At 50.5% G+C, this 21,558-nt stretch carries 18 protein-coding genes; 10 read left to right on the forward strand and 8 right to left on the reverse strand.

From position 1 onward, the window contains the following. Window positions 1–25: 25 nt before the first annotated feature. The 6 genes from PCO85_12080 to pspA all read right to left on the reverse strand — a co-directional run bounded on the left by PCO85_12080 (window position 26) and on the right by pspA (window position 5,651). Entirely contained in the window at window positions 26–1,570 is a 1,545-nt protein-coding gene (locus PCO85_12080; protein WJV52003.1) for a M20/M25/M40 family metallo-hydrolase, read from the reverse strand. A gap of 188 nt (window positions 1,571–1,758) precedes the next feature. Then, entirely contained in the window at window positions 1,759–2,802 is a 1,044-nt protein-coding gene (locus PCO85_12085; GenBank protein ID WJV52004.1) for a TIGR01620 family protein, read from the reverse strand. After that, window positions 2,799–4,208, reverse strand: coding sequence for a YcjX family protein (locus PCO85_12090; protein WJV52005.1), 1,410 nt, complete (start codon window positions 4,206–4,208; stop codon window positions 2,799–2,801). The genes PCO85_12085 and PCO85_12090 overlap by 4 nt, the downstream gene beginning before the upstream one ends. A 124-nt stretch (window positions 4,209–4,332) precedes the next feature. Continuing rightward, complete coding sequence (pspC, locus tag PCO85_12095; GenBank protein WJV52006.1) at window positions 4,333–4,692, reverse strand: envelope stress response membrane protein PspC; 360 nt, start codon at window positions 4,690–4,692, stop codon at window positions 4,333–4,335. Further along, window positions 4,692–4,919 carry an envelope stress response membrane protein PspB gene (gene pspB / locus PCO85_12100; protein ID WJV52007.1) on the reverse strand — a complete coding sequence of 76 codons (228 nt, stop codon included), beginning with the start codon at window positions 4,917–4,919 and terminating at the stop codon, window positions 4,692–4,694. Before pspB ends, pspC begins: the two co-directional genes overlap by 1 nt. 66 nt (window positions 4,920–4,985) lie before the next feature. After that, on the reverse strand, window positions 4,986–5,651 hold the full coding sequence (pspA, locus tag PCO85_12105) for a phage shock protein PspA (protein WJV52008.1): 666 nt from the start codon (window positions 5,649–5,651) through the stop codon (window positions 4,986–4,988). A gap of 230 nt (window positions 5,652–5,881) precedes the next feature. Here pspA and pspF point away from each other — a divergent pair, with 230 nt between their 5' ends. Continuing rightward, a complete protein-coding gene (pspF, locus tag PCO85_12110; GenBank protein WJV52009.1) occupies window positions 5,882–6,877 on the forward strand; it encodes a phage shock protein operon transcriptional activator in 996 nt (331 codons plus the stop codon). A 17-nt stretch (window positions 6,878–6,894) separates the two neighbouring features. Here the strand turns inward: pspF and zigA are convergent, their stop codons facing one another. After that, window positions 6,895–8,085, reverse strand: coding sequence for a zinc metallochaperone GTPase ZigA (gene zigA, locus PCO85_12115; protein WJV52010.1), 1,191 nt, complete (start codon window positions 8,083–8,085; stop codon window positions 6,895–6,897). A 353-nt stretch (window positions 8,086–8,438) separates the two neighbouring features. Here zigA and sapA point away from each other — a divergent pair, with 353 nt between their 5' ends. The 6 genes from sapA to fabI all read left to right on the forward strand — a co-directional run bounded on the left by sapA (window position 8,439) and on the right by fabI (window position 14,785). After that, window positions 8,439–10,148 (forward strand): ABC transporter substrate-binding protein SapA, encoded by a 1,710-nt coding sequence (gene sapA, locus PCO85_12120; GenBank protein WJV52011.1) that lies wholly within the window; start codon window positions 8,439–8,441, stop codon window positions 10,146–10,148. After that, a complete protein-coding gene (sapB, locus tag PCO85_12125; GenBank protein WJV52012.1) occupies window positions 10,145–11,110 on the forward strand; it encodes a putrescine export ABC transporter permease SapB in 966 nt (321 codons plus the stop codon). Before sapA ends, sapB begins: the two co-directional genes overlap by 4 nt. Continuing rightward, window positions 11,097–11,987, forward strand: a complete 891-nt coding sequence (sapC, locus tag PCO85_12130) for a putrescine export ABC transporter permease SapC (protein ID WJV52013.1) — start codon at window positions 11,097–11,099, stop codon at window positions 11,985–11,987. The genes sapB and sapC overlap by 14 nt, the downstream gene beginning before the upstream one ends. A 15-nt stretch (window positions 11,988–12,002) precedes the next feature. After that, entirely contained in the window at window positions 12,003–12,995 is a 993-nt protein-coding gene (gene sapD, locus PCO85_12135) for a putrescine export ABC transporter ATP-binding protein SapD (protein WJV52014.1), read from the forward strand. Continuing rightward, window positions 12,995–13,810, forward strand: a complete 816-nt coding sequence (gene sapF, locus PCO85_12140) for a putrescine export ABC transporter ATP-binding protein SapF (GenBank protein ID WJV52015.1) — start codon at window positions 12,995–12,997, stop codon at window positions 13,808–13,810. The genes sapD and sapF overlap by 1 nt, the downstream gene beginning before the upstream one ends. A 183-nt stretch (window positions 13,811–13,993) precedes the next feature. Next, the gene (gene fabI, locus PCO85_12145) at window positions 13,994–14,785 is read left to right on the forward strand and encodes an enoyl-ACP reductase FabI (GenBank protein ID WJV52016.1); all 792 of its coding nucleotides are present in this window, start codon (window positions 13,994–13,996) and stop codon (window positions 14,783–14,785) included. Window positions 14,786–15,027: 242 nt separating this feature from the next. On the opposite strand, the gene PCO85_12150 is transcribed toward fabI, so the two are convergent. Beyond that, window positions 15,028–15,933: a LysR family transcriptional regulator gene (locus tag PCO85_12150; GenBank protein WJV52017.1), complete on the reverse strand. Its 906-nt coding sequence runs from the start codon at window positions 15,931–15,933 to the stop codon at window positions 15,028–15,030. Window positions 15,934–16,131: 198 nt separating this feature from the next. On the opposite strand from PCO85_12150, the gene PCO85_12155 reads away from it, so the two are divergent. The 3 genes from PCO85_12155 (at window position 16,132) to PCO85_12165 (ending at window position 21,497) form a co-directional block, all read left to right on the forward strand. Next, a complete protein-coding gene (locus tag PCO85_12155; protein ID WJV52018.1) occupies window positions 16,132–18,438 on the forward strand; it encodes an FdhF/YdeP family oxidoreductase in 2,307 nt (768 codons plus the stop codon). A 144-nt stretch (window positions 18,439–18,582) separates the two neighbouring features. Next, entirely contained in the window at window positions 18,583–20,514 is a 1,932-nt protein-coding gene (locus PCO85_12160; GenBank protein WJV52019.1) for an exoribonuclease II, read from the forward strand. A 65-nt stretch (window positions 20,515–20,579) separates the two neighbouring features. Further along, window positions 20,580–21,497, forward strand: coding sequence for an aldo/keto reductase (locus PCO85_12165; GenBank protein WJV52020.1), 918 nt, complete (start codon window positions 20,580–20,582; stop codon window positions 21,495–21,497). Window positions 21,498–21,558: the final 61 nt, after the last annotated feature.

Below are 21,558 nucleotides of genomic sequence, written 5' to 3' on the forward strand. Positions count from 1 at the left end.
ACTATTCCAATAGCAGCGATTAAATTTACGGGAATGGCGTAGTTACCATGGATACGATCGTTCTTACACCCTCGATATAGTTACCAACGCGCAGATTTTCGTCCTGATTGTTCTGATTGTCGTCTGCATTCAATAACGGCACGAACACATAGCTGCTTTTTAATAGACGAACCGGGCCATTAATCGGCGGTGAAATACCCACCATACGATTTTTTTCCGCTGCAATCCCCCTGGGGGCGGTTATTCCCTTTACCGCCCATATCGCAAACGGGGAATCCATCGGTGTTCTGACCGCGACGGCACTGCCTGGTGAGGCCAGCATCGTCATGGAAATCAGACGAGGATAATGATTCCGCTCCTGTAACGAAGGTGAGTCAGCGCGGATGATATGAAAACCTTTGGATACCACATACGTTTTCAGCAAATCGTAGAGATACTCCGGCGGAGCTTCCGGTACCGTTCGGAGGTTAATACTGGCGGTAGCCGTAGCCGGTATGACCGTCATAGCCCGTCGACCGGTATCCCCGGCATTGAGACCGATAATATCCAACGAAGGGTATTGCAGCGCCTCAATAGGATTGTCCGCAATCTTATCCAACTGATTCACACCATAGCGGTTTTCTATCGTTCCAGGCGATGGAGCAGATTCGGCCATCTGTTTACGATCGCTGTCGCTGATTTTTACCCGATCATAAAAACCGGGGATCGTTACCCGGCCATTCGCGTCCTTCATACTGCCCAGCAACGCTGCCAGCTGCATGGCCGGATTAGCGATAATGTTGCCATAAGCCCCACTGTGCGCACCGACAATAGGACCAAAAACTGTCATATCCACCTGGATGCTACCCCGATAACCAAAGGTGATCATCGGCTTATCATTATCTGACATGGCACCATTGAAAATGACGATACCGTCGTTTTTAAGCTGCGCCGCATTCTGTGCCACCACTCGAATAAGATGTGGTGATCCCCGTCGTTCTTCTGAGTCCAGCAATACTTTGATGTTTACCGTCGTTGGTGTATTCGATCCCTTCAGTGCATCTATCGCCGCCAGAAATATGCCAATGGTTCCTTTACCATCAGCGGCAGAATGAGCAAAGATACGCCACTCCGGGTCGAGTGCGGACGTGGTTAACAGATGATTGTCAGGCTGTACCTGCCATCCGCCTTTTCCATCATTAACTTTCAGTATCGGTTTCCAGGGATCGGTTTTCCACTCGGTTGCAGTGATAGGTCGCCCATCGAAGTGCATATAAAACAGGATGGTTTTGCGGTTCGGCTGTGGTTTCCCCCATTCGGCGTAAACCATGGGACGTAAATCATTCTTCAATTGCTGAGTAATGAATCCACGCTTCTTAAGTGCGTTGATAAGCCATGTAGCATTGTGCTGAATATCGGACGATGACGCCGTGCTATCAGGCAATGTCAACCAGTCCAGGTATTCGGGGAAACTGCCTTGTGCATAACGTTGAGCATCGGCGGGTGCCAGCACCAATTGTGCCTGGGCAGATAAAGAGAGCAACACAGAACAGAGTAGTCCGGTAATAATGATTTTTTTACAGTGGTGCATAAGCAAACATCCCGTCAATGGAAGAGAAGCATACACATATCGGTATTTGCATGAAACCCGTACTTGGTATACATGACTATGCTTATCATAACGGTACTGATGAATGCACCAAAACATGAACGTTTTCTTGACTAATAGTAAGAAATTTCAGGAGAAATGCCAGATATCATCCCATCGTGCTGAAACTGTCAGGATGTTTTATGCATGATGGCCTTAACCCGTCCTATAAGCTCACGACGAAAATCACCCAACCGTGGTTTATCATCCAGCCAGGGCAAAGGACGACACAGCTCCATTGCTTTGATGCCTAAACGAGCGGTCAACAGACCAGCACCAATACCCTGTGCGGCACGAGCCGACACTCTGGCGGCCAGATCCTGCGACATCCAGTCCATGCCAATTTCTCTCACCAGCTCAGATGCGCCAGCAAAAGCGATGTTCAGCAGAACCAGACGGAACAGTCGTAGACGGCTGAAATACCCCAGTTCAATGCCATAAAGCGTTGCGATACGGTTAATCAACCGCAGGTTACGCCAGGCAATAAACGCCATATCCACCAGTGCCAGTGGGCTGACAGCAATCATCAATGCTGACTCGGCAGCAGAGCTGCTAATCTCCCGTCGGGCGTGATTATCCAGCACAGGCTGTACCAACCGGGCATACAGTTCGACAACCTCCCTATCGTTATGGGTATCATGCAGCGACGCCTGCCAACGTTGTATCGCCGGATGTCCTTGATCCAACCCTGCCTGTCGGGCCAGTTTTTCACAGAATCCCCGTCCGGCGCCAACGCTGTGACTGTGCAACAGATCACGCGCAATATCGCGCTCTTCCGCCCGCAAGCGCAGGCGATAAAGCCGGCGCCACTCGATCACCAGCGAACCAACACCCGCGCCGACGATCAAACTGCCAGCGGCAATACCGCCCAACGCTATCCAGTCTTGTGCCAGCCAGGCGTGATACAGAGATTGCCCTCCCTGCGCCAGCGCGCTGATGCCAAACAACGTGATCCCCGCCATCACCATACGTCGCCATAGGCTACGTTTAGGGTGCAAAACATCATTGATAACCGCTTCCGCCATCCCGTCTTCCGGCAGTTCACTGGCGGGATCCTGTGGGGTAAACCGTTGTGCGTCTTGCTCATCAAAAGTCTGATTCGCACGCAATGTCGGCTGCGGCTCTTCTGGCTCGTTCTGCTCAAAAGTAATGCGCGGCTTCAGCGGTTCATTCATCGCAATTTATCTCCCAATAAAAACTCCATCACCGTATCCAGCCGGATATGCGGCAACGGCGTATCCACACTCATTTCCTGCGGGCGGAACTGATCAAAATGGAACCCCTGCTCACGCCAGAATGTCGCGCCTGGAAGGTGAGCCGGTACGTCGCCAGGATAGAGTGTCAGTAGTTGTCCATCGCTGAGTCGGTGCCCCTTCAAGGCCGGGATTTTCTGTCCCTGATGTTCCACGATGCCACCTTGTGTCGATTGAATGGCAGCGATACCGGCACAATCGATGCTAATACCTTCAAAGGCAGCACTCTGTCTGGCTTCCTGCACCAATTGCTGCAATAACGACACCAGATTGGTGTGCTGATCGGCGGTAATATGGTCCGATTTTGTGGCAGCAAACATCAGCTTATCAATGCGAGGGGAAAACAGACGGTGCAACAATGTACGTTTACCATAATGGAAACTTTGCATCAGTTGCGTCAGGGCAAGACGCATATCGTTGAACGCATTGACACCACTATTCAGTGGTTGCAGGCAATCCACCAGTACTATCTGACGGTCGAAGCGTACAAAGTGACGTTTATAAAAATCTTTAACAATGGACTGACAATAGTAGTCAAAACGCTGGCGCAGCATGCCGATGTTGGTACGAACATCCGCTTGAGACAGTCGGGACTCCCCCTGCACATCCAACCGGGGCCAGGGAAAGAATTGCAGTACCGGCGCACCCGCCAGATCACCAGGTAACACAAACCGTCCGGGCTGAATGAAATGGAAACCTTCCTGCTTACATTTCAGCAGATAATCCGTGTAGGCCTGAGCGATAGCCGCCAGTTGGTTTTCATCCGCCGGAGCCAGAGGGTCCAGTTTTTCACACAGCGTCAGCCAAGGCTGCGCCCAGGCGATGCGATCCCCTTGCAACAATCCGGTCATCTGTCGTGACCAGTCAAGATAACGCTGTTCCAGCAACGGCAGATCCAACAACCATTCGCCAGGATAATCGACAATTTCCAGATACAGGGTCGACGTGTCTTTAAAATGCCGGAGCAGAGAATCATGAGAGCGATAACGCAGCGCCAGTCGGATCTCACTGACACCACGGGTCGGTGTCGGCCACGCGGGCGGAGAACTATACAGCGCAGCGATGCCTTCATCGTAAGCAAATCGCGGGACACCCAGGTCGCGCTGAGGAATGCGTTTTGCACCCAGTAGCCGCCCTTCCCTGACGGCAGAAAAAAGCGGCAATCTGGCGCCGCTATGTAGATGAAGTAACTGGTTGACAAACGCCGTGATAAACGCCGTTTTACCGCTGCGGCTCAACCCAGTCACCGCCAATCGTAAATGACGGTCGACACCACGGTTTACCAACGAGCCTAACTCGTTTTGCAGTCGATTAAGAGGATGAGACATGGCACTCCTGTTCCTTGTAACGCTTTCGGACACTCGGTGCGTTATCATTTTACCGCGTTCAACACCAAAAAATACGACACAACGCCCGCTTGCCGAAGCAGCGCGGCATCATGTACCAGTAAGGTTAAAGCTGACGGAATCGACTTTGTACCCCGAAAGTATCGGAAGTAATGTAGCGTTCAATATGCCGCAAACGCTGCTCGCTAGCGCGGAGCGTCGCATCGGCATCATCCAGCAATTGGCGTGGTGTCTGCGTCGGGGTTTCCCGGTAAAACGATGCAGGGGCCGGATCCAACACCAGGCTCAGAATGATATAGGCCACAGCGGTGATCAGAAATAGCCCAAAAAACACCGATAATATCGCGATAACTCGCACCAACTTCACAGGAACGTCAAAATAGCGGGCCAGACCAGCACAGACCCCTTTGATGATGCCTTCTTCCGGTAGAAGGTAGAGTTTTTTACCCGTCAAGGTACTGTTCATCAGGATTGTCTCCAGCTTGGATGTTCCGCGTCCAGAATCTCTTCCAGCGCCGCAATACGTTCTCGCATACGGTTTGCATCTTCTGTCAATCTGACCAAATGCTGTATGTCATCTTGACTGAGTTGAGCATTGTTTTTGCGCTGGCTGTAATGAAGCCAGAGCCATATCGGTGCCACAAACAGCATAAATATGGTTAGCGGTATCATAGTCAGAAACAAGGCACCCATTTTTTCTCCTTAATTATTATGATGGTCAATCATGGCAGCCGCCAAATTTAACGACTACCGTCGCCATTACTCCATGGGTTTAACTTTAGCTTTCAACGCCGCCAGTTGCGCGTCAATTTCATCGTTAACTTTCAATTCGGCAAACTGCTGATCCAGCGATTTCTGTTTACCCAGACCCATACTCTCCCCTTCAGATTCCAGCGTATCTATCCGGCGCTCAAACTGTTCAAAACGCGCCATAGCTTCATCCAGCTTACCACTATCCAATTGACGACGAACATCGCGGGAAGACGAGGCGGCCTGATGACGCAACGTCAGCGCCTGCTGACGAGCACGAGTTTCGGTCAATTTGTTTTCCAGCTCACCAATTTCCCGCTTCATACGCTCCAGCGTTTCATCCACATTGCTGGCTTCCTGTTCTAATACCGCCATCAGATCCGTCAATTTCTGCTTTTCAATCAACGCCGCCCGGGCCAGATCGTCCTTATCTTTACGTAAGGCCAGCTCTGCTTTTTCCTGCCACTGAGACTGCTGTCTGTGAGCTTGTTCAATACGGCGCGTTAGCTGTTTTTTCTCTGCCAGTGCACGCGCGGAGGTCGAACGAACTTCCACCAGCGTATCTTCCATTTCCTGAATCATCAGCCTTACCAGTTTCTGCGGATCCTCCGCTTTATCCAGTAACGTATTGATGTTGGCATTCACGATATCGGCAAAACGAGAAAAAATACCCATAACATAATTCTCCTGATGATTTTCGGCGTGCATACGCCTGATTCAGTGATGTTATCAGCCACTGCGGATAACACCTTTGCGTGTCGATATAACCTAATCAAACTTCATGCCAAGTTTTATATTTACTTAACCACATGAAATATAAATACTTATTTTATTGCTGTTTTTTACACCACACATTATCATGGTCAAATAAGCCAATAATTGGTGAAAATGACAAGGCGAGTGTTATGGATCATGAAAAAGAATCTCTATTGGGTGAAGCCAACAATTTTCTTGAAATGCTGGAACAGGTGTCACAACTGGCGCAGCTTAATAAACCCGTACTGGTAATTGGCGAACGCGGTACCGGTAAAGAGCTGATCGCCAGCCGACTGCACTATTTGTCTCCCCGCTGGCAAGGGCCATTCATTTCCCTTAACTGTGCGGCATTAAATGAGAACCTACTCGACTCTGAACTGTTCGGACACGAAGCGGGCGCCTTTACTGGCGCACAAAAGCGCCATCTCGGGCGTTTCGAGCGTGCCGATGGTGGAACGTTATTCCTTGATGAACTGGCGACTGCCCCCATGCTGGTGCAGGAAAAACTATTGCGGGTCATCGAATACGGTGTACTGGAACGCGTTGGTGGTGGACAGCCATTACAGGTGGATGTCCGGCTGGTCTGTGCTACTAACGACAATTTGCCGGCACTGGCTGAACAAGGAAAATTCCGTGCTGATCTGCTGGATCGTCTGGCATTTGACGTGGTGTATCTCCCCCCACTGCGTCAACGTCAGCAGGATATCATGTTGCTGGCTCAGCATTTTGCCGTGCAGATGTGCCGTGAGTTGGGCCAATCGTTGTTCCCGGGGTTCACACCGCATGCTGAACATACCTTGTTGCACTATGCCTGGCCTGGGAATATCCGGGAATTGAAAAATGTGGTGGAACGATCGGTATATCGCCATGCCAGCAGTGTGACAGCGCTGGATAATATTATTATTGATCCGTTCCAAAAGGCCATGCCAATACTACCGGACTTTACCGCCACTGCCAGCGATGCCCTTCCCGATTTACCGCTGGATATGCGTCGCTGGCAGCGGGATCAGGAAAAACATCTGCTGGAGCAAGCACTGGCGCAGGCACGTTTCAATCAACGCAAAGCCGCGGAACTCCTGGGATTGACCTACCATCAGTTCCGCGGTTTGTTGAAAAAACATGAATTATCCGTGAGTAATGAATAGCTGGCATTAGACACGCCTTACCATTCAGGGAAAGGATCTTCCATTTCCACCCAATGATCTACGCCAGCGACCAACTGGCTGTCATTAATCAGGCAGGCATTGAGTCGATGGGTAATCCAGGCTGGGTCAATATTTTGGCCGATGAAAACCATTTCCTGACGCATATCCCCAAACGGCTCCTGCCATTTTTCAGTAATCATCTGTTGTGTTTCTGCATCTTGTGGCCATTGGTCGACAGGTATGGCCTTCCAGAACTTGCCAGCCAATCCATAGCGCAGTATACCACCGGCCTGATTCCATAATCCGGCATCAAAGGGCCGGGTTGCCAGCCAGAAAAATCCTTTCGAACGCAACAACAGTCCGCCGCCCCAGTCATCTTGTTGCAAAAAATCATGAAACTTGCGGGTATCAAAGGGCCGCCGAGCCCGATAGACAAAATTACTGATGCCGTAGTTCTCTGTCTCCGGCGTATGTGTCCCTCGCAGTTCCTGCAACCAGCCGGGTGCTTGTGCCGCCTTGTCAAAATTGAAGCGTTCGGTATTCAGTATCTCTTCCAGCGGAACCTGTCCCTGCTCGATAGGCACAATATGCGCGGTCGGGTTGAGGGTTTGCAGCACAGTAATAATCTCTTGCCGCGCCTCAGTGGTCATTTGATCGGTTTTGCTGATCAACATCACATCGCAGAATTCAATCTGCTCAATCAGCAGATCCGTCACACTGCGCATATCCTCTTCGTCCAGGCTTTGCCCAACGTCATACAAACTTTCAGCCGCCTGATACTGTTGTAGGAAATTGACGCCATCCACCACAGTGACCAGCGTATCCAGCCGGGCGAAATCAGACAGACGCTGTCCATTCTCATCTTCAAACGTGAAGGTTTCCGCTACAGGTAACGGTTCGGAAATACCACTGGATTCAATCAGCAGGTAGTCATAACATCCGGCCTGCGCCAACTCCCGCACAGCAATCAATAAATCTTCACGCAGGGTACAGCAGATACAGCCGTTACTCATGGAGACCAGCTTTTCCTGACGATGATCCAGCGTAACTTCATTATTCACCAGATCAGCATCAATGTTCACTTCGCTCATGTCATTGACAATTACCGCGACACGCCTTCCCTGACGATTATTTAATACATGGTTTAGTACCGTGGTTTTTCCTGCCCCCAGAAAACCGGACAATACAGTGACGGGTAGTGGCTGCATGACTTTTCTCCTGCCTGAAATATGTTGTGCAATGGCTGACTAACGGTTATGCGTCAAACTCACGTGATAATCGGGAATTACATTAGCACAATTATGGAATGTTATAACATAACGTTTGATAAAAAATCGACGGTACGCGACAGAACATGCTAAACCGGCAGGAACGATAAAAACCAACAATGGCTGGATGCGGCGGGTTAATCATTGAGTTACACATACTGTCAAATTGTCGTACTTAATGATGAGTTATGCAGCAATTCTGATGGAAAAAAGGCCAGATAAGCACAACAGATTGGGAGGAGGCGCAGAGTGCGATACACTCTGTGTATTACATAATGTGTGAAAATGCCTGTATGTCCGGAAAAATAACTCTCGTATTGGTGCTGTTCTGTCTGTCGTTGCCCGCGCTGGCCGTACCGTTACCACCCCCAGTTGGCCCAACGACACCATTGGAAGATATCCGACACAGTGGGTTTGTTTATTGCGTCAATGATGTTCTAAACACCTTTAACCCACAAATGGCGCGCAGTGGATTAATGGTCGATACCCTGGCAGCCCAGCTGTATGATCGTCTGCTGGGGGTCGATCCCTATACCTATCGCTTGATGCCTGAATTGGCCCAACGCTGGGAAGTGTCAGATAATGGCGCAACCTACCGATTTTGGCTGCGGCGGGATGTTCCGTTTCAGAAAACCCGTTGGTTTACCCCAACACGCATGATGAACGCAGATGATGTGATGTTCAGCTTTCAACGCATGCTGGATAAAAATAACCCGTTCCATGACATCAATGGCGGTGAATATCCCTATTTCGATAGTTTGCAGTTTTCCAGCATGGTACAGAGCATCCGAAAATTGGGTGAGTACAGCGTAGAATTCCGGCTAAATCATCCAGACTCATCGTTCCTGTGGCATCTGGCGACACATTATGCGCCAGTGCTTTCGGCTGAGTATGCGCAGAAACTGGCGCAGCAAGACAAAAAAGAGCAGATCGATCGTCTACCGGTAGGCACTGGGCCTTATATGCTGGACGAATACCGTTACGGTCAATATATCCGCCTGAAACGTAACGATGAATATTGGCGTGGGAAACCACGTATGGCTCAGGTGGTTATTGATCTCGGTTCCGGCGGCACCGGACGACTATCAAAGCTTCTGACCGGTGAATGCGATGTATTAGCTTATCCGGCTGCCAGCCAATTATCCATCCTGCGTAACGACCCCCGCTTACGTCTGTCTCTGCGACCCGGCATGAATGTCGCCTATCTGGCGTTTAATGTGCAGAAACCACCACTGGATAATGTTGATGTTCGGCATGCTATTGCCCTAGCGATTAATAATGACCGGCTGATGCAATCCATTTACTACGGCACTGCGGAAACTGCCGCCTCTATCCTGCCTCGAGCGTCATGGGCCTACGATAACTCATCGCAGGTGACAGAATATAATCCTGTAAAATCCCGTCAGTTGTTGAAGAAACTAGGGATTACCAATCTAAGTCTGCGCTTATGGGTACCCATGGCCTCTCAGTCCTATAATCCCAGCCCAATAAAAACTGCCGAGTTGATTCAGGCCGATCTGGCGCAAGTGGGAATTAAAGTCACGATAGTTCCCGTTGAAGGTCGTTTCCAGGAAGCCCGCCTGATGGAGATGGACCATGATCTGACACTGGCGGGTTGGGCCACCGACAGTAATGACCCAGACAGTGTGTTCCGTCCCTTGCTAAGTTGCGCCGCCATTCCTTCACAGACCAATTATGCTCACTGGTGTGATCAGAATTTCGATACGTTGTTGCAGGATGCACGCTCTTCACAACAGCTATCCCTACGCATTGAGTACTACCAGCAAGCTCAGCACATTCTTTCCGAACAGTTACCTGTGTTGCCGTTAGCATCATCGCTCCGCATGCAGGCTTACCGTGCTGATATGAAAGGGTTAATACTTAGCCCATTTGGCAACTCCTCATTCGCCGGAGTTTACCGAGATGACGGACATCAGGAAAAACCGGATGCAACATCCGTGGATCCTTCTTCACAGATGCCAGCTAAAGAGGAAAAACCATGATCATCTATGCGTTGCGCCGTTTGCTACTGCTGTTGGTGACACTGTTTCTGCTTTCGCTGATCAGCTTTAGCCTGGTTTATTTTACCCCCCATGCTCCGCTGAGTGGTGCGGCTCTGTTAGATGCCTATCATTTCTATTTTGTCAGCCTGTTACAGGGTGATTTCGGACTTTCCAGTATTAATGGTCAACCCATCAACGAACAACTGAGAGAAGTATTCCCTGCCACGATTGAATTATGTGTCCTGTCGTTCTCATTATCATTGTTGGTAGGGATTCCGTTAGGGATTACCGCCGGTGTGATGCAAAACAAGGGGATGGATAAATTTATCAGTGGATTGGCCTTGCTCGGTTTCTCGCTGCCGGTCTTCTGGCTGGCTCTGTTGATGACGCTGTTTTTTTCACTCCATCTCGGTTGGTTGCCAGTATCTGGACGTTTTGATCTGTTGTATCAGGTTCCCCCCGTCACCGGATTCGCCTTAATTGATGCCTGGCTGTCAGACTCACCGTACCGGGATGAAATGTTACTCAGTGCCATCCGTCATCTGATTTTGCCCGTCATTGTGCTCTCGGTTGGACCAACGACCGAAGTTATCCGACTATTGCGCCTCAGTACGGCCGAGATTGGCAGCAAGAACTACATCAAAGCCGCCTTAACCCGCGGGCTGTCACGCTCAACCGTAATCCGCCGTCACCTACTGCATAACGCCCTTCCACCTATTATTCCCAAACTGGGATTACAGTTTTCCACCATGTTAACGCTGGCGATGATCACTGAAGTAGTATTCAGCTGGCCAGGACTGGGCCGCTGGCTGGTGAACGCTATCCGCCAACAGGATTACTCGGCAATCTCGGCGGGCGTAATGGTCATCGGCACGGTGGTCATTTCTATTAATGTGTTATCTGACATCTGGGGTGCAATGGCAAACCCGTTGAAACATAAGGAATGGTATGCCCTTCGATAATGTCTATAGTGAAAAGAATCTACCCAGCCGTTGGCGTGATACCTGGCAAGCGTTTTATCAGGATATCTTGGGCATGTTGGGCCTTTATGGCTTCCTGTTTTTGATCGCCTTATGCTTATTCGGCAGCGCACTGGCACCTTATGCCGTCGATCAGCAATTTTTGGGCTACCAGCTACTGCCCCCTTCCTGGTCACGTTATGGTGAAGTTTCCTTTTTCCTCGGCACCGACGATCTGGGGCGCGACCTGTTGAGCCGTTTGATGAGTGGTACCGCACCAACCTTTGGTTCCGCATTGGTGGTTACCGTTACCGCTGCACTGTGTGGCGTACTGATAGGCGTATTGGCAGGCGTTACCCACGGGTTACGCTCCGCCGTACTGAACCATATTCTCGATGCCCTGCTCTCTATCCCTTCCCTGTTGCTGGCCATTGTTGTGATCGCTTTCATCGGTCCACAATTGGGACACGCCATGCTGGCGATAGGCCTGGCACTGCTGCCGCGAATGGTGCGCACCATATACACGGCTGTGCATGAAGAACTGGAAAAAGAGTATATTATGGCCGCCCGTTTGGATGGTGCCTCAATAATTTACATCATCTGGTATGCGATACTGCCCAATATTCTGGCGCTGCTGGTAACAGAGTTTACCCGTGCCCTCTCTGTCTCCATTCTGGATATTGCCGCCCTAGGTTTCCTGAATCTGGGAGCCCAACTCCCTACGACAGAATGGGGTACCTTGCTGGGGAACTCGCTAGAACTAGTCTATGTTGCTCCCTGGACAGTCATGCTGCCCGGGACCGCGATTACCTTCAGCGTACTGATTGTCAATCTGTTGGGCGACGGTGTACGCCGTGCTCTGATGACTCAAACTGAGTAAGGGTGAAGAAAGGTTATGCCATTACTGGATATTCGTAATCTGACCATTGAATTACTCACCGCCGAAGGCCCGGTCAAAGCAGTAGACCGAGTGAGCATTAGCCTGACCGAAGGCGAAGTGCGTGGGTTGGTAGGAGAATCCGGCTCAGGAAAAAGCCTGATCGCCAAAGCAATTTGCGGCATCAGCAAAGATAACTGGCGCATCAGCGCCGACCGTTTTCGTTTTGACGATATCGACCTGTTACAGTTATCCACGCGGCAGCGGCGCAAACTGGTCGGACACAACGTTTCCATGATCTTTCAGGAGCCACAATCCTGTCTCGATCCTTCCGCCAGTATTGGCCGCCAACTAATGCAGGTCATCCCCGGGTGGACTTACAAAGGCCGCTGGTGGCAACGCATTAACTGGCGCAAACGTCGCGCCATAGAATTGCTTCATCGGGTCGGTTTCAAAGACCATAAAGACATTATGCGCAGCTATCCTTATGAGCTAACGGATGGAGAGTGCCAGAAAGTAATGATCGCTATTGCACTGGCTAACCAGCCTCGTTTGTTAATCGCTGATGAACCTACCAATGCGATGGAAGCCACCACTCAGGCACAGATTTTCCGTTTACTGTCCCGGCTAAATAAAAATAACAATACGACGATTCTGCTTATCAGCCATGATCTGCAAACCATGAGCAAATGGGCAGATCGCATTAATGTGCTGTATTGCGGCCAAACAGTAGAAAGCGCCACCGGTGAAGACTTGATTACAACACCACATCATCCGTATACCCAGGCACTGATTCGCGCCATGCCTGATTTTGGCCGCTCTCTGCCACACAAGAGCCGGTTAAATGCACTACCAGGGGCTATACCATCGCTGGAACATTTACCTGTGGGCTGTCGACTCGGCCCTCGCTGCCCTTATTCCCAGAAGCAATGCATGACAACCCCACCGTTGGTGTCAATGAAAAACCATCTGTATGCCTGCCACTTTCCGCTCAACATGGAGGAATCCTGATGGTAGAAACACTGCTGGAAGCCAGAAACCTGACCAAAACATTTCGCTATCGTACTGGCTTGTTCCAACGCCATCACATAGAAGCAGTGAAATCGGTGAGCTTTACGCTGAAAGAGCGGCAAACATTGGCCATCATCGGTGAAAATGGCTCAGGTAAGTCGACGCTGGCAAAAATGTTGGCAGGGGTGATAGCCCCCACGTCCGGACAACTGCTGATCGACGATCATCAACTTCATTATGGTGATTATCGCTACCGCAGCCAACGTATTCGCATGATTTTTCAGGATGCTGCCAATGCACTGAATCCACGCCAGCGTATTGGCCAATTGCTGGATCTCCCCTTACGTCTGAACACCAGTTTGAGTGCTGAAGATCGGGAAAAAGCCATCAATGTGGCGTTACGGCAAGTCGGGCTACGGCCAGACCATGCCTACTACTATCCGCACGCGTTAGCTCCGGGGCAGAAACAGCGCGTCGGACTGGCTCGGGCGTTGATTTTGCAGCCCAAGGTGATTGTGGCCGATGAAGCATTGGCCTCTCTGGATATGTCCATGCGATCACAGATTATCAATCTGATGCTGGAGCTTCAGGAAAAACACGGACTGTCCTATATTTATGTTACCCAGCATCTGGGCATGATGAAACATATCAGTGACCAAATGCTGGTAATGCACGACGGAGAAGTGGTCGAACGCGGCAGTACCGCCGACGTATTGGCAGCCCCACTGCATGATTTGACCAAACGGCTGATAGCCAGCCATTTTGGTGAGGCACTGAGTGCTGATGCCTGGCGACGCGACAACGGAAACTTTTGATTCAATCGACGCGATAACCAACAGAGAAATACTCTCCGCAGGTGACCAACCGCATTGACTGCTCGGAGTACCCCTCTGTGTGTCATACATGATAGAATCATCCGGTTTATTCACCGCGACCATCAATAACTAACTATTTTTATTGGTGATGACCGCAGCAACAATGATCACAAGGATACTGCTATGGGTTTTCTTAACGGCAAGCGCATTCTGGTAACTGGTGTTGCCAGTAACCGCTCCATTGCATTCGGTATCGCACAGGCGATGCACCGAGAAGGAGCAGAACTGGCGTTCACTTATCAGAACGACAGGCTGAAATCTCGTGTAGAAGAGTTTGCCCAAGAACTGGGTTCCAGCATCATTCTGCCATGTGATGTTGCGGAAGATGCCAGCATTGAAGCACTGTTCGTTGAACTGGCAAAAGTATGGCCAAATTTCGACGGTTTCGTTCATTCTATTGGTTATGCCCCAGGCGACCAACTGGACGGAGACTATGTTAACGCCGTTACTCGCGAAGGTTTCTCTATCGCGCATGACATCAGTTCCTACAGTTTTGTTGCCATGGCGAAAGCCTGCCGCAGCATGCTGAACCCGCACGCTGCACTGATTACACTTTCCTATCTGGGTGCAGAACGCGCCATCCCGAACTATAACGTGATGGGGCTGGCCAAAGCTTCCCTGGAAGCCAACGTCCGCTATATGGCGAATGCTATGGGTGCACAAGGCGTGCGCGTCAATGCTATTTCCGCTGGCCCGATTCGCACACTGGCTGCTTCCGGCATCAAAAACTTCAAAAAAATGCTGTCACACTGCGAAGCCGTTACGCCTATTCGCCGTGTAGTCACCATTGAAGATGTAGGCAACGCGGCTGCTTTCATGTGTTCTGACCTGGCGGCCGGTATCTCCGGTGAAATACTACACGTTGATGGCGGTTTCAATATCGCTTCCATGAATGAGCTGGAACTGGATAATTAATCTGGTAATAAGTGAGCCGCAAGGCTCACTTCAGACCGTTGGCAAACCTATGTATAGCGTCAAAACGGTGATAATAAGGAAGAAGAGTAAAGCATCCGCGCCAGGGAATAGCGCGGCTTGAGCTTACAGGGAGGTACTTGCAGCGCCTTTCCGATCTTCTCATTATCGCCGCTATATAGACTTTGTCATCAAACCCACTGATCAGTTTGACCTTGATATCCTCTCTCTGCTTTCCATTCCATTTACCGATCTCTGTTCAACAACCAATCTCGCGCCACATCAAAGAAATGCTGAGCCAGCATTGTCGCCCGCCCGCTTGCAGCCATCACTACCGCTCCGTGACGTGGCATCGGCGGCAGCGCCAATTCACGCCACATCAGTTCTGACATCATCGCCGGGATCAAACTACCGGCAGGCACAATGCCACAACCCAGCCCGACAAACACACCCTGGATCAGTTGCAGCACAGATGAACTCTCCATTCGTACCCGCGGCGCAATACCGGCTTCGCGGAATTGGTTATCCAGATAACGTCGAAAATAGCGGCTGGGCTCTGCCAGGCAAAGCGGCAATTCGGCAATCTCCGTCAATGCCATTACACTGTCACTTACAAGCTGTGGAAAATGCTGTGGATGATACAACATTGCTACTCGCTGCTCGGTCAAAGAGGCGGTTTGAAAATTTAGCTCTCGCAATACAGTCGGCTCAAAAAAGCCGATACCGACATCCACAGCATGTGCATTAAGCGCTTCCAGCAATGGGTCAGCACTGAACAACGAAACCTGATAATCCATATGTGGGTAATCGGCACTGACGGCAGCTAACAATTCAGGCAACGCCAGGCTGCATTGCGGTACCACTCCGATACGCAACAGACCGCTAGTCCCACGTTTCAGTGATCCTACTTCCAACTTGAGTCCCTGATACACTGACACCATCTCCCGAGCCCAGGCCAATACCCGTTCACCTTCTGCGGTAAAACCTTCAAAATTATTACCTCGGTTGATAAGCGCCAGCCCCAGTTCCTGCTCCAGATTTTTCAATCGCATCGACAGTGTCGGCTGACTGACAAAACTGGCTTCGGCAGCACGGCCAAAATGACGTTCTTTTTCCAAATTACACAGATAAATCAGTTGCTTGATATCCATAGCATTGCTCTTTTCCGCATGGAAAAACTACTATATCACGTCACATGGCGTCCTTCGGCGATGATAAGCTTTATCTATCCCGCTATTATCCCCTTCGATTAGACAGCATCTTGTGCAGCACCTAAACTTCTCAGTTAGCGAACAAAGCATTAAAGAAAACGCTACATATCCGAAACATCATCACCTGCATAGTAAATCATGAAATTTAAATCATCTATCAAGCCATACCACGCTGCTGCGGGTGGCTGGGGCTCTCTAGAAGCCACTACCCGTTTTGTACTGGATAGCAAGCAAGCGCTGAAAAATATCCGCCATTTGATGCGAGTCAATAAAAGCAAAGGATTTGACTGCCCTGGCTGCGCCTGGGGTGACGATAACAGCAGTACGTTTAGCTTTTGCGAAAATGGGGCCAAAGCCGTTAGTTGGGAAGCCACTCGCAAAACTGTTGGCCCAGATTTTTTTGTCGCCCACAGCGTCAGTGCTCTACGCCGCCAGAGTGACTATTTTCTCGAGTATCAGGGACGACTGACACATCCGATGCGTTATGACCGTCAGCATGATCACTATGTACCGATCAGTTGGGACGATGCGTTTGCCATTATTTCCCGCCACATCCATGAGCTGGCGCATCCAGATCAACTAGAATTGTATACGTCAGGTCGTGCCAGCAATGAAGCTTCGTTCCTCTATCAATTATTCGGCCGCATGGTGGGCACCAACAATTTTCCGGACTGTTCCAACATGTGCCATGAAGCCAGTGGCACCGGGCTAAAACAGAGTATTGGCGTAGGTAAAGGTACTGTCCGCTTGCAGGACTTTGAACTCGCCGATGCCATTTTTGTGTTCGGGCAAAACCCCGGCACCAACCATCCACGGATGTTGCACAGTCTGCGGCATGCCGCCGACCGCGGTGCCCATATTGTGGCGTTCAACACTTTGCGTGAACGCGGTCTGGAACGCTTCGCCAATCCACAAAATCCGCTGGAATTGCTAACACCGTTGTCTGGCACCATCAGCGAAACCTATCTGCAACCCAATCTTGGCGGCGACATGGCTGCGGTGCGTGGCATGGCGAAGGCGTTGCTGGAAACACATCGACAACGTCTGACCATCGGTGAAACAGGATTGTTTGATCAGGTATTTATCGACCAGCACACCGACGGGATCGACGCTTGGTTGACGATGGTGGATGCCACCAGCTGGCCACAAATCGAACAGCAATCAGGACTGAGTGAAACACAGATCCGCTATGTTGCCGCTATTTATCAGCGATCAAAACGGGTGATTTGTACCTGGGCAATGGGTATTACTCAGCATAAACATTCAGTGGCGACAGTTCGGGAAATCGTTAATCTGCAACTACTGTTTGGGCAATTGGGAAAACCGGGCGCGGGGCTATGTCCAGTGCGTGGTCATAGCAACGTACAAGGCAATCGCACAATGGGTATTGACGAGAAACCGTCCACTGCTTTGCTCGATAGTCTGTCCGATCATTTTCACTTCACCCCGCCGCGTGGTCACGGCCACAATACGGTACAAGCCATCGAGGCCATGCTACGTGATGAAGTCAAAGTGCTAATCACCCTGGGAGGCAATCTGGCCGCCGCAGCACCAGATACCGAACGTACAGCTGACGCCATCAGCCGCTGTCATCTCACTGTTCATATCAGTACCAAACTTAACCGCAGCCATCTGGTCACCGCGCAAGAAGATACATTAATTCTACCCACGCTCGGTCGTACCGATCAGGACATACAGGCCAGCGGATCACAATTCATCACGGTGGAAGACTCTTTCAGTATGGTGCACGCTTCCGAAGGCGTCGGCCAGCCACTGTCGCCGGAGCAACGTTCCGAAATCGCTATCGTCGCCGGTATTGCCCAAGCGACATTAGGCAACGATCACGTTGATTGGCTGGCGCTGGCGGCAGACTATAGTCTAATACGCGATCATATCGCTGCCACGTTACCAGGATTCAACGACTTCAATCAACGTTGTGCCGAGCCCGGGGGATTTTGGCTGGGCAATGCGGCAGCTGAATACCATTTTCACACGCCAACCGGTAAAGCCCGCTTCAGCAGTGCCCCGCTACCAGTCAGTGTGGTTCCCAAAGGCGATGGCTCCACACCGTTCACGTTGCAAACACTTCGTTCGCATGATCAATACAACACCACTATCTACGGACTGGATGATCGCTACCGCGGAGTATACGGCCAACGCGAAGTGCTATTTATGCACCCGGAAGATATTGCCGGATTGGGGCTGGAGGAGGGTGATCAGGTGGATATTGAAACCTTATGGCATGATGGTATCTTACGCAAAGTAACTGGATTCCGGCTAGTGGGTTATAATATTCCCCCCGGCAACCTGGCGGCTTACTATCCAGAAACCAATCCGCTGGTGCCGCTTTCCAGCTATGGTGACGAAACCTTTACGCCGACATCCAAGTCAATTCCAGTACGGATTACGCCCAGCGCGGAACAGCCTGAATCCCGGATTGCCTAACTGCACTCGAATGGGAGATACTCAGATTGCACAAGGCCCGAGCCGGATATTCCCTGCATTACCTGATCAGCGCTTGCCGCCAGCGACTGATTCGCGTAAAACTATTCGCCGCTAAAGCCACTTATAACCGCATTCCTGGACGCTATGTTTCAAGATAATCCGCTGCTTGCTCAGCTTAAACAGCAACTCCATTCCCAAACGCCACGGGTAGAAGGCGTCGTTAAAGCTACCGATAAGGGATTCGGCTTTCTTGAAGCCGACGCTCAAAAGAGTTACTTCATTCCGCCACCGCAAATGAAGAAAGTCATGCACGGTGACCGTATTGTCGCCACAGTGCATACGGAAAAAGAGCGAGAAAGCGTCGAACCGGAATCGTTAGTTGAGCCGTTCCTGACCCGTTTTGTCGGGCGTGTTCAGAAGAAAGACGATCGTCTGGCTATTATTCCTGATCATCCTTTACTGAAAGAATCCATCTCTTGCCACACCGCACACGCGTTGACGCATGACTTTCAAGAGGGTGACTGGGCTGTAGCGGAAATGCGCCGGCACCCGCTGAAAGGTGATCGCAACTTCCACGCTGAACTAACGCAGTACATTACTAACAGTGAGGATCCTCTGGTTCCATGGTGGGTGACATTGTCACGTCACGATCTGGAGCGTACTGCGCCCGAGGCCGATACTGCCGCACTGGATGATGGGGATTTGCAGCGAGAAGACTTAACCGCGCTGGATTTTGTCACTATCGACAGTGCCAGTACGGAAGATATGGACGATGCCTTGTTCGTACAGGATAACGATGATGGTTCACTGCAACTGACGGTAGCTATTGCCGACCCTACCGCCTATGTCCCTGCTGGCAGTGAACTGGATGCAATTGCGCGTCATCGCGCGTTTACCAATTATTTGCCCGGTTTCAATATCCCAATGCTCCCGCGCCATTTATCGGATGATATCTGTTCACTACGGCCGGGAGAACGTCGTCCGGTACTGGCATGCCGCATGACTATCGCCGCCGATGGAACGCTGGATGATATGCACTTCTTCGCAGCCTGGATTGAGTCCAAAGCCAAGCTGGCCTACGACAGTGTTTCTGATTGGCTGGAACAACAAGGTGACTGGCAACCTGCCAGCGAGACAATTGCCCATCAGCTCCGTCTGCTACAGCGCGTATGCCTGGCCCGCAGTCACTGGCGCACGACACATGCTCTGGTATTCAAAGATCACCCAGACTACCGCTTCTTGTTGGGAGACAAAGGTGAAGTGCTGGATATCGTGGTAGAACACCGTCGTATTGCCAACCGTATTGTGGAAGAAGCGATGATTGCCGCTAACGTTTGTGCGGCGCAGGTTCTACGTGACAAGCTTGGTTTTGGTATTTACAACGTACATAACGGCTTTGATCCGTCCAAGGTGGAACAAGCGGTCACCGTGCTGGGGAATAATGGTATTCATGCCGATGCGCAACATCTGCTGACATTGGAGGGTTTTTGTACGTTGCGCCGTGAACTGGATACTCAGCCAACACAATTCCTTGACAGTCGTATCCGTCGTTTTCAGTCATTTGCGGAAGTCAGCACTACGCCTGGGCCACATTTTGGCCTTGGTCTGGAAGCTTATGCCACCTGGACTTCGCCAATCCGTAAGTACGGAGATATGGTGAATCATCGCCTGCTGAAAGCAATTATTAGTGGTCAGCCGACAGAAAAACCACAGGATGACGTTACTGTGAAGTTGTCAGAACGCCGTCGTTTGAATCGTATGGCTGAACGTGATGTCAGTGACTGGCTGTATGCCCGTTTCTTAAAAGAAAAAGCAGGCACTGACGTGCGTTTTCTGGCAGAAATTATGGACGTAACTCGCGGTGGTCTGCGTGTTCGTTTATTGGATAACGGTGCCTCGGCATTTATTCCCGCATCATTTATTCATGCGGTACGTGATGAACTGGTATGCAGCCAGGAAACCGGTACCGTGACGGTGAAAGGTGAAACGGTATATCGCCAAAGTGATACACTGGAAGTGACCATTGCTGAAGTTCGTTTGGATACTCGTAACATTATCGCCAAACCGGCAGCTTAATCTCATCGCGCCATCAGGGTCCTCCTGATGGCACAATTCTCTCTGGATTTATCACTGGAGCACCAATGAAAAAAATTGCTATCGGGAATTCAACGTTACTGACTGCCAACATTTCGTTGGGCTGTATGCGCCTGGCCAGTAAAAGTGTCGATGAGGCAGTTACTATCCTCAACACCGCACGGGATATTGGGATCGATTTATTTGATCACGCCGACATCTATGGCGCTGGAAAATCCGAGGAAATTTTTGCCGCCGCCATGCAGAAATCAGCCATACCACGCGACGCACTATTTATCCAAAGCAAGTGCGGGATTCGTAAAGGCTATTTCGATTTTTCCAAAGCACATATTGTCGCTTCGGTAGACGCCAGCTTGCGTCGGCTGCACACTGATTATCTGGATACCCTGTTACTACATCGCCCCGATACGTTATTCGAGCCGGATGAAGTAGCTGCTGCTTTCGATGAACTGGAAACCACTGGCAAAGTGCGCTATTTCGGCGTCAGCAACCAGCATCCATTACAAATTGAACTACTGAAAAAATCGGTACACCAACCACTGATTGCCAACCAGCTGCAACTCAGCATCATGCATACGCCGATGATTGATGCTGGTCTCAATGTCAATATGACCAACCCGGCATCCGTGAATCATGATGGTGCCGTGCTGGAGTACAGCCGACTTCATGATATGACCATTCAAGCCTGGTCACCTTTTCAGTATGGATTTTTTACTGGCGTATTTCTGGACAATGAAAAATTCCCGCAGCTCAATGCCACCATTGATCGCATTGCTGAGCAATATGGTGTGAAAAATACCGCTGTCGCCGTGGCCTGGATCCTGCGCCATCCGGCCAACATGCAGGTGATTGTGGGCAGCATGGACCCTCAGCGCCTGCAAGATATTACCCTGGCGTCGGAACTGCGCTTAACACGTGAAGAGTGGTACGAAATCTATCGTGCCGCCGGAAATATACTGCCATAACGCAAAACGAGTCCGGCAATGACCGCCAGACTCGTTCTTTCTTGTTTAACTTCTGAGCAAT

This window comes from Prodigiosinella aquatilis (genome assembly GCA_030388725.1).
In the GTDB taxonomy this organism is placed as follows: Bacteria; Pseudomonadota; Gammaproteobacteria; order Enterobacterales; family Enterobacteriaceae; genus Prodigiosinella; species Prodigiosinella aquatilis.

Bases quoted from the DNA above. Each gene is read 5' to 3' on its own strand.
- PCO85_12080 (WJV52003.1), bottom strand. From the start codon at position 1,570: ATGCACCACTGTAAAAAAATCATTATTACCGGACTACTCTGTTCTGTG.
- PCO85_12085 (WJV52004.1), bottom strand. From the start codon at position 2,802: ATGAATGAACCGCTGAAGCCGCGCATTACTTTTGAGCAGAACGAGCCA.
- PCO85_12090 (WJV52005.1), bottom strand. From the start codon at position 4,208: ATGTCTCATCCTCTTAATCGACTGCAAAACGAGTTAGGCTCGTTGGTA.
- pspC (WJV52006.1), bottom strand. From the start codon at position 4,692: ATGAACAGTACCTTGACGGGTAAAAAACTCTACCTTCTACCGGAAGAA.
- pspB (WJV52007.1), bottom strand. From the start codon at position 4,919: ATGGGTGCCTTGTTTCTGACTATGATACCGCTAACCATATTTATGCTG.
- pspA (WJV52008.1), bottom strand. From the start codon at position 5,651: ATGGGTATTTTTTCTCGTTTTGCCGATATCGTGAATGCCAACATCAAT.
- pspF (WJV52009.1), top strand. From the start codon at position 5,882: ATGGATCATGAAAAAGAATCTCTATTGGGTGAAGCCAACAATTTTCTT.
- zigA (WJV52010.1), bottom strand. From the start codon at position 8,085: ATGCAGCCACTACCCGTCACTGTATTGTCCGGTTTTCTGGGGGCAGGA.
- sapA (WJV52011.1), top strand. From the start codon at position 8,439: ATGTCCGGAAAAATAACTCTCGTATTGGTGCTGTTCTGTCTGTCGTTG.
- sapB (WJV52012.1), top strand. From the start codon at position 10,145: ATGATCATCTATGCGTTGCGCCGTTTGCTACTGCTGTTGGTGACACTG.
- sapC (WJV52013.1), top strand. From the start codon at position 11,097: ATGCCCTTCGATAATGTCTATAGTGAAAAGAATCTACCCAGCCGTTGG.
- sapD (WJV52014.1), top strand. From the start codon at position 12,003: ATGCCATTACTGGATATTCGTAATCTGACCATTGAATTACTCACCGCC.
- sapF (WJV52015.1), top strand. From the start codon at position 12,995: ATGGTAGAAACACTGCTGGAAGCCAGAAACCTGACCAAAACATTTCGC.
- fabI (WJV52016.1), top strand. From the start codon at position 13,994: ATGGGTTTTCTTAACGGCAAGCGCATTCTGGTAACTGGTGTTGCCAGT.
- PCO85_12150 (WJV52017.1), bottom strand. From the start codon at position 15,933: ATGGATATCAAGCAACTGATTTATCTGTGTAATTTGGAAAAAGAACGT.
- PCO85_12155 (WJV52018.1), top strand. From the start codon at position 16,132: ATGAAATTTAAATCATCTATCAAGCCATACCACGCTGCTGCGGGTGGC.
- PCO85_12160 (WJV52019.1), top strand. From the start codon at position 18,583: ATGTTTCAAGATAATCCGCTGCTTGCTCAGCTTAAACAGCAACTCCAT.
- PCO85_12165 (WJV52020.1), top strand. From the start codon at position 20,580: ATGAAAAAAATTGCTATCGGGAATTCAACGTTACTGACTGCCAACATT.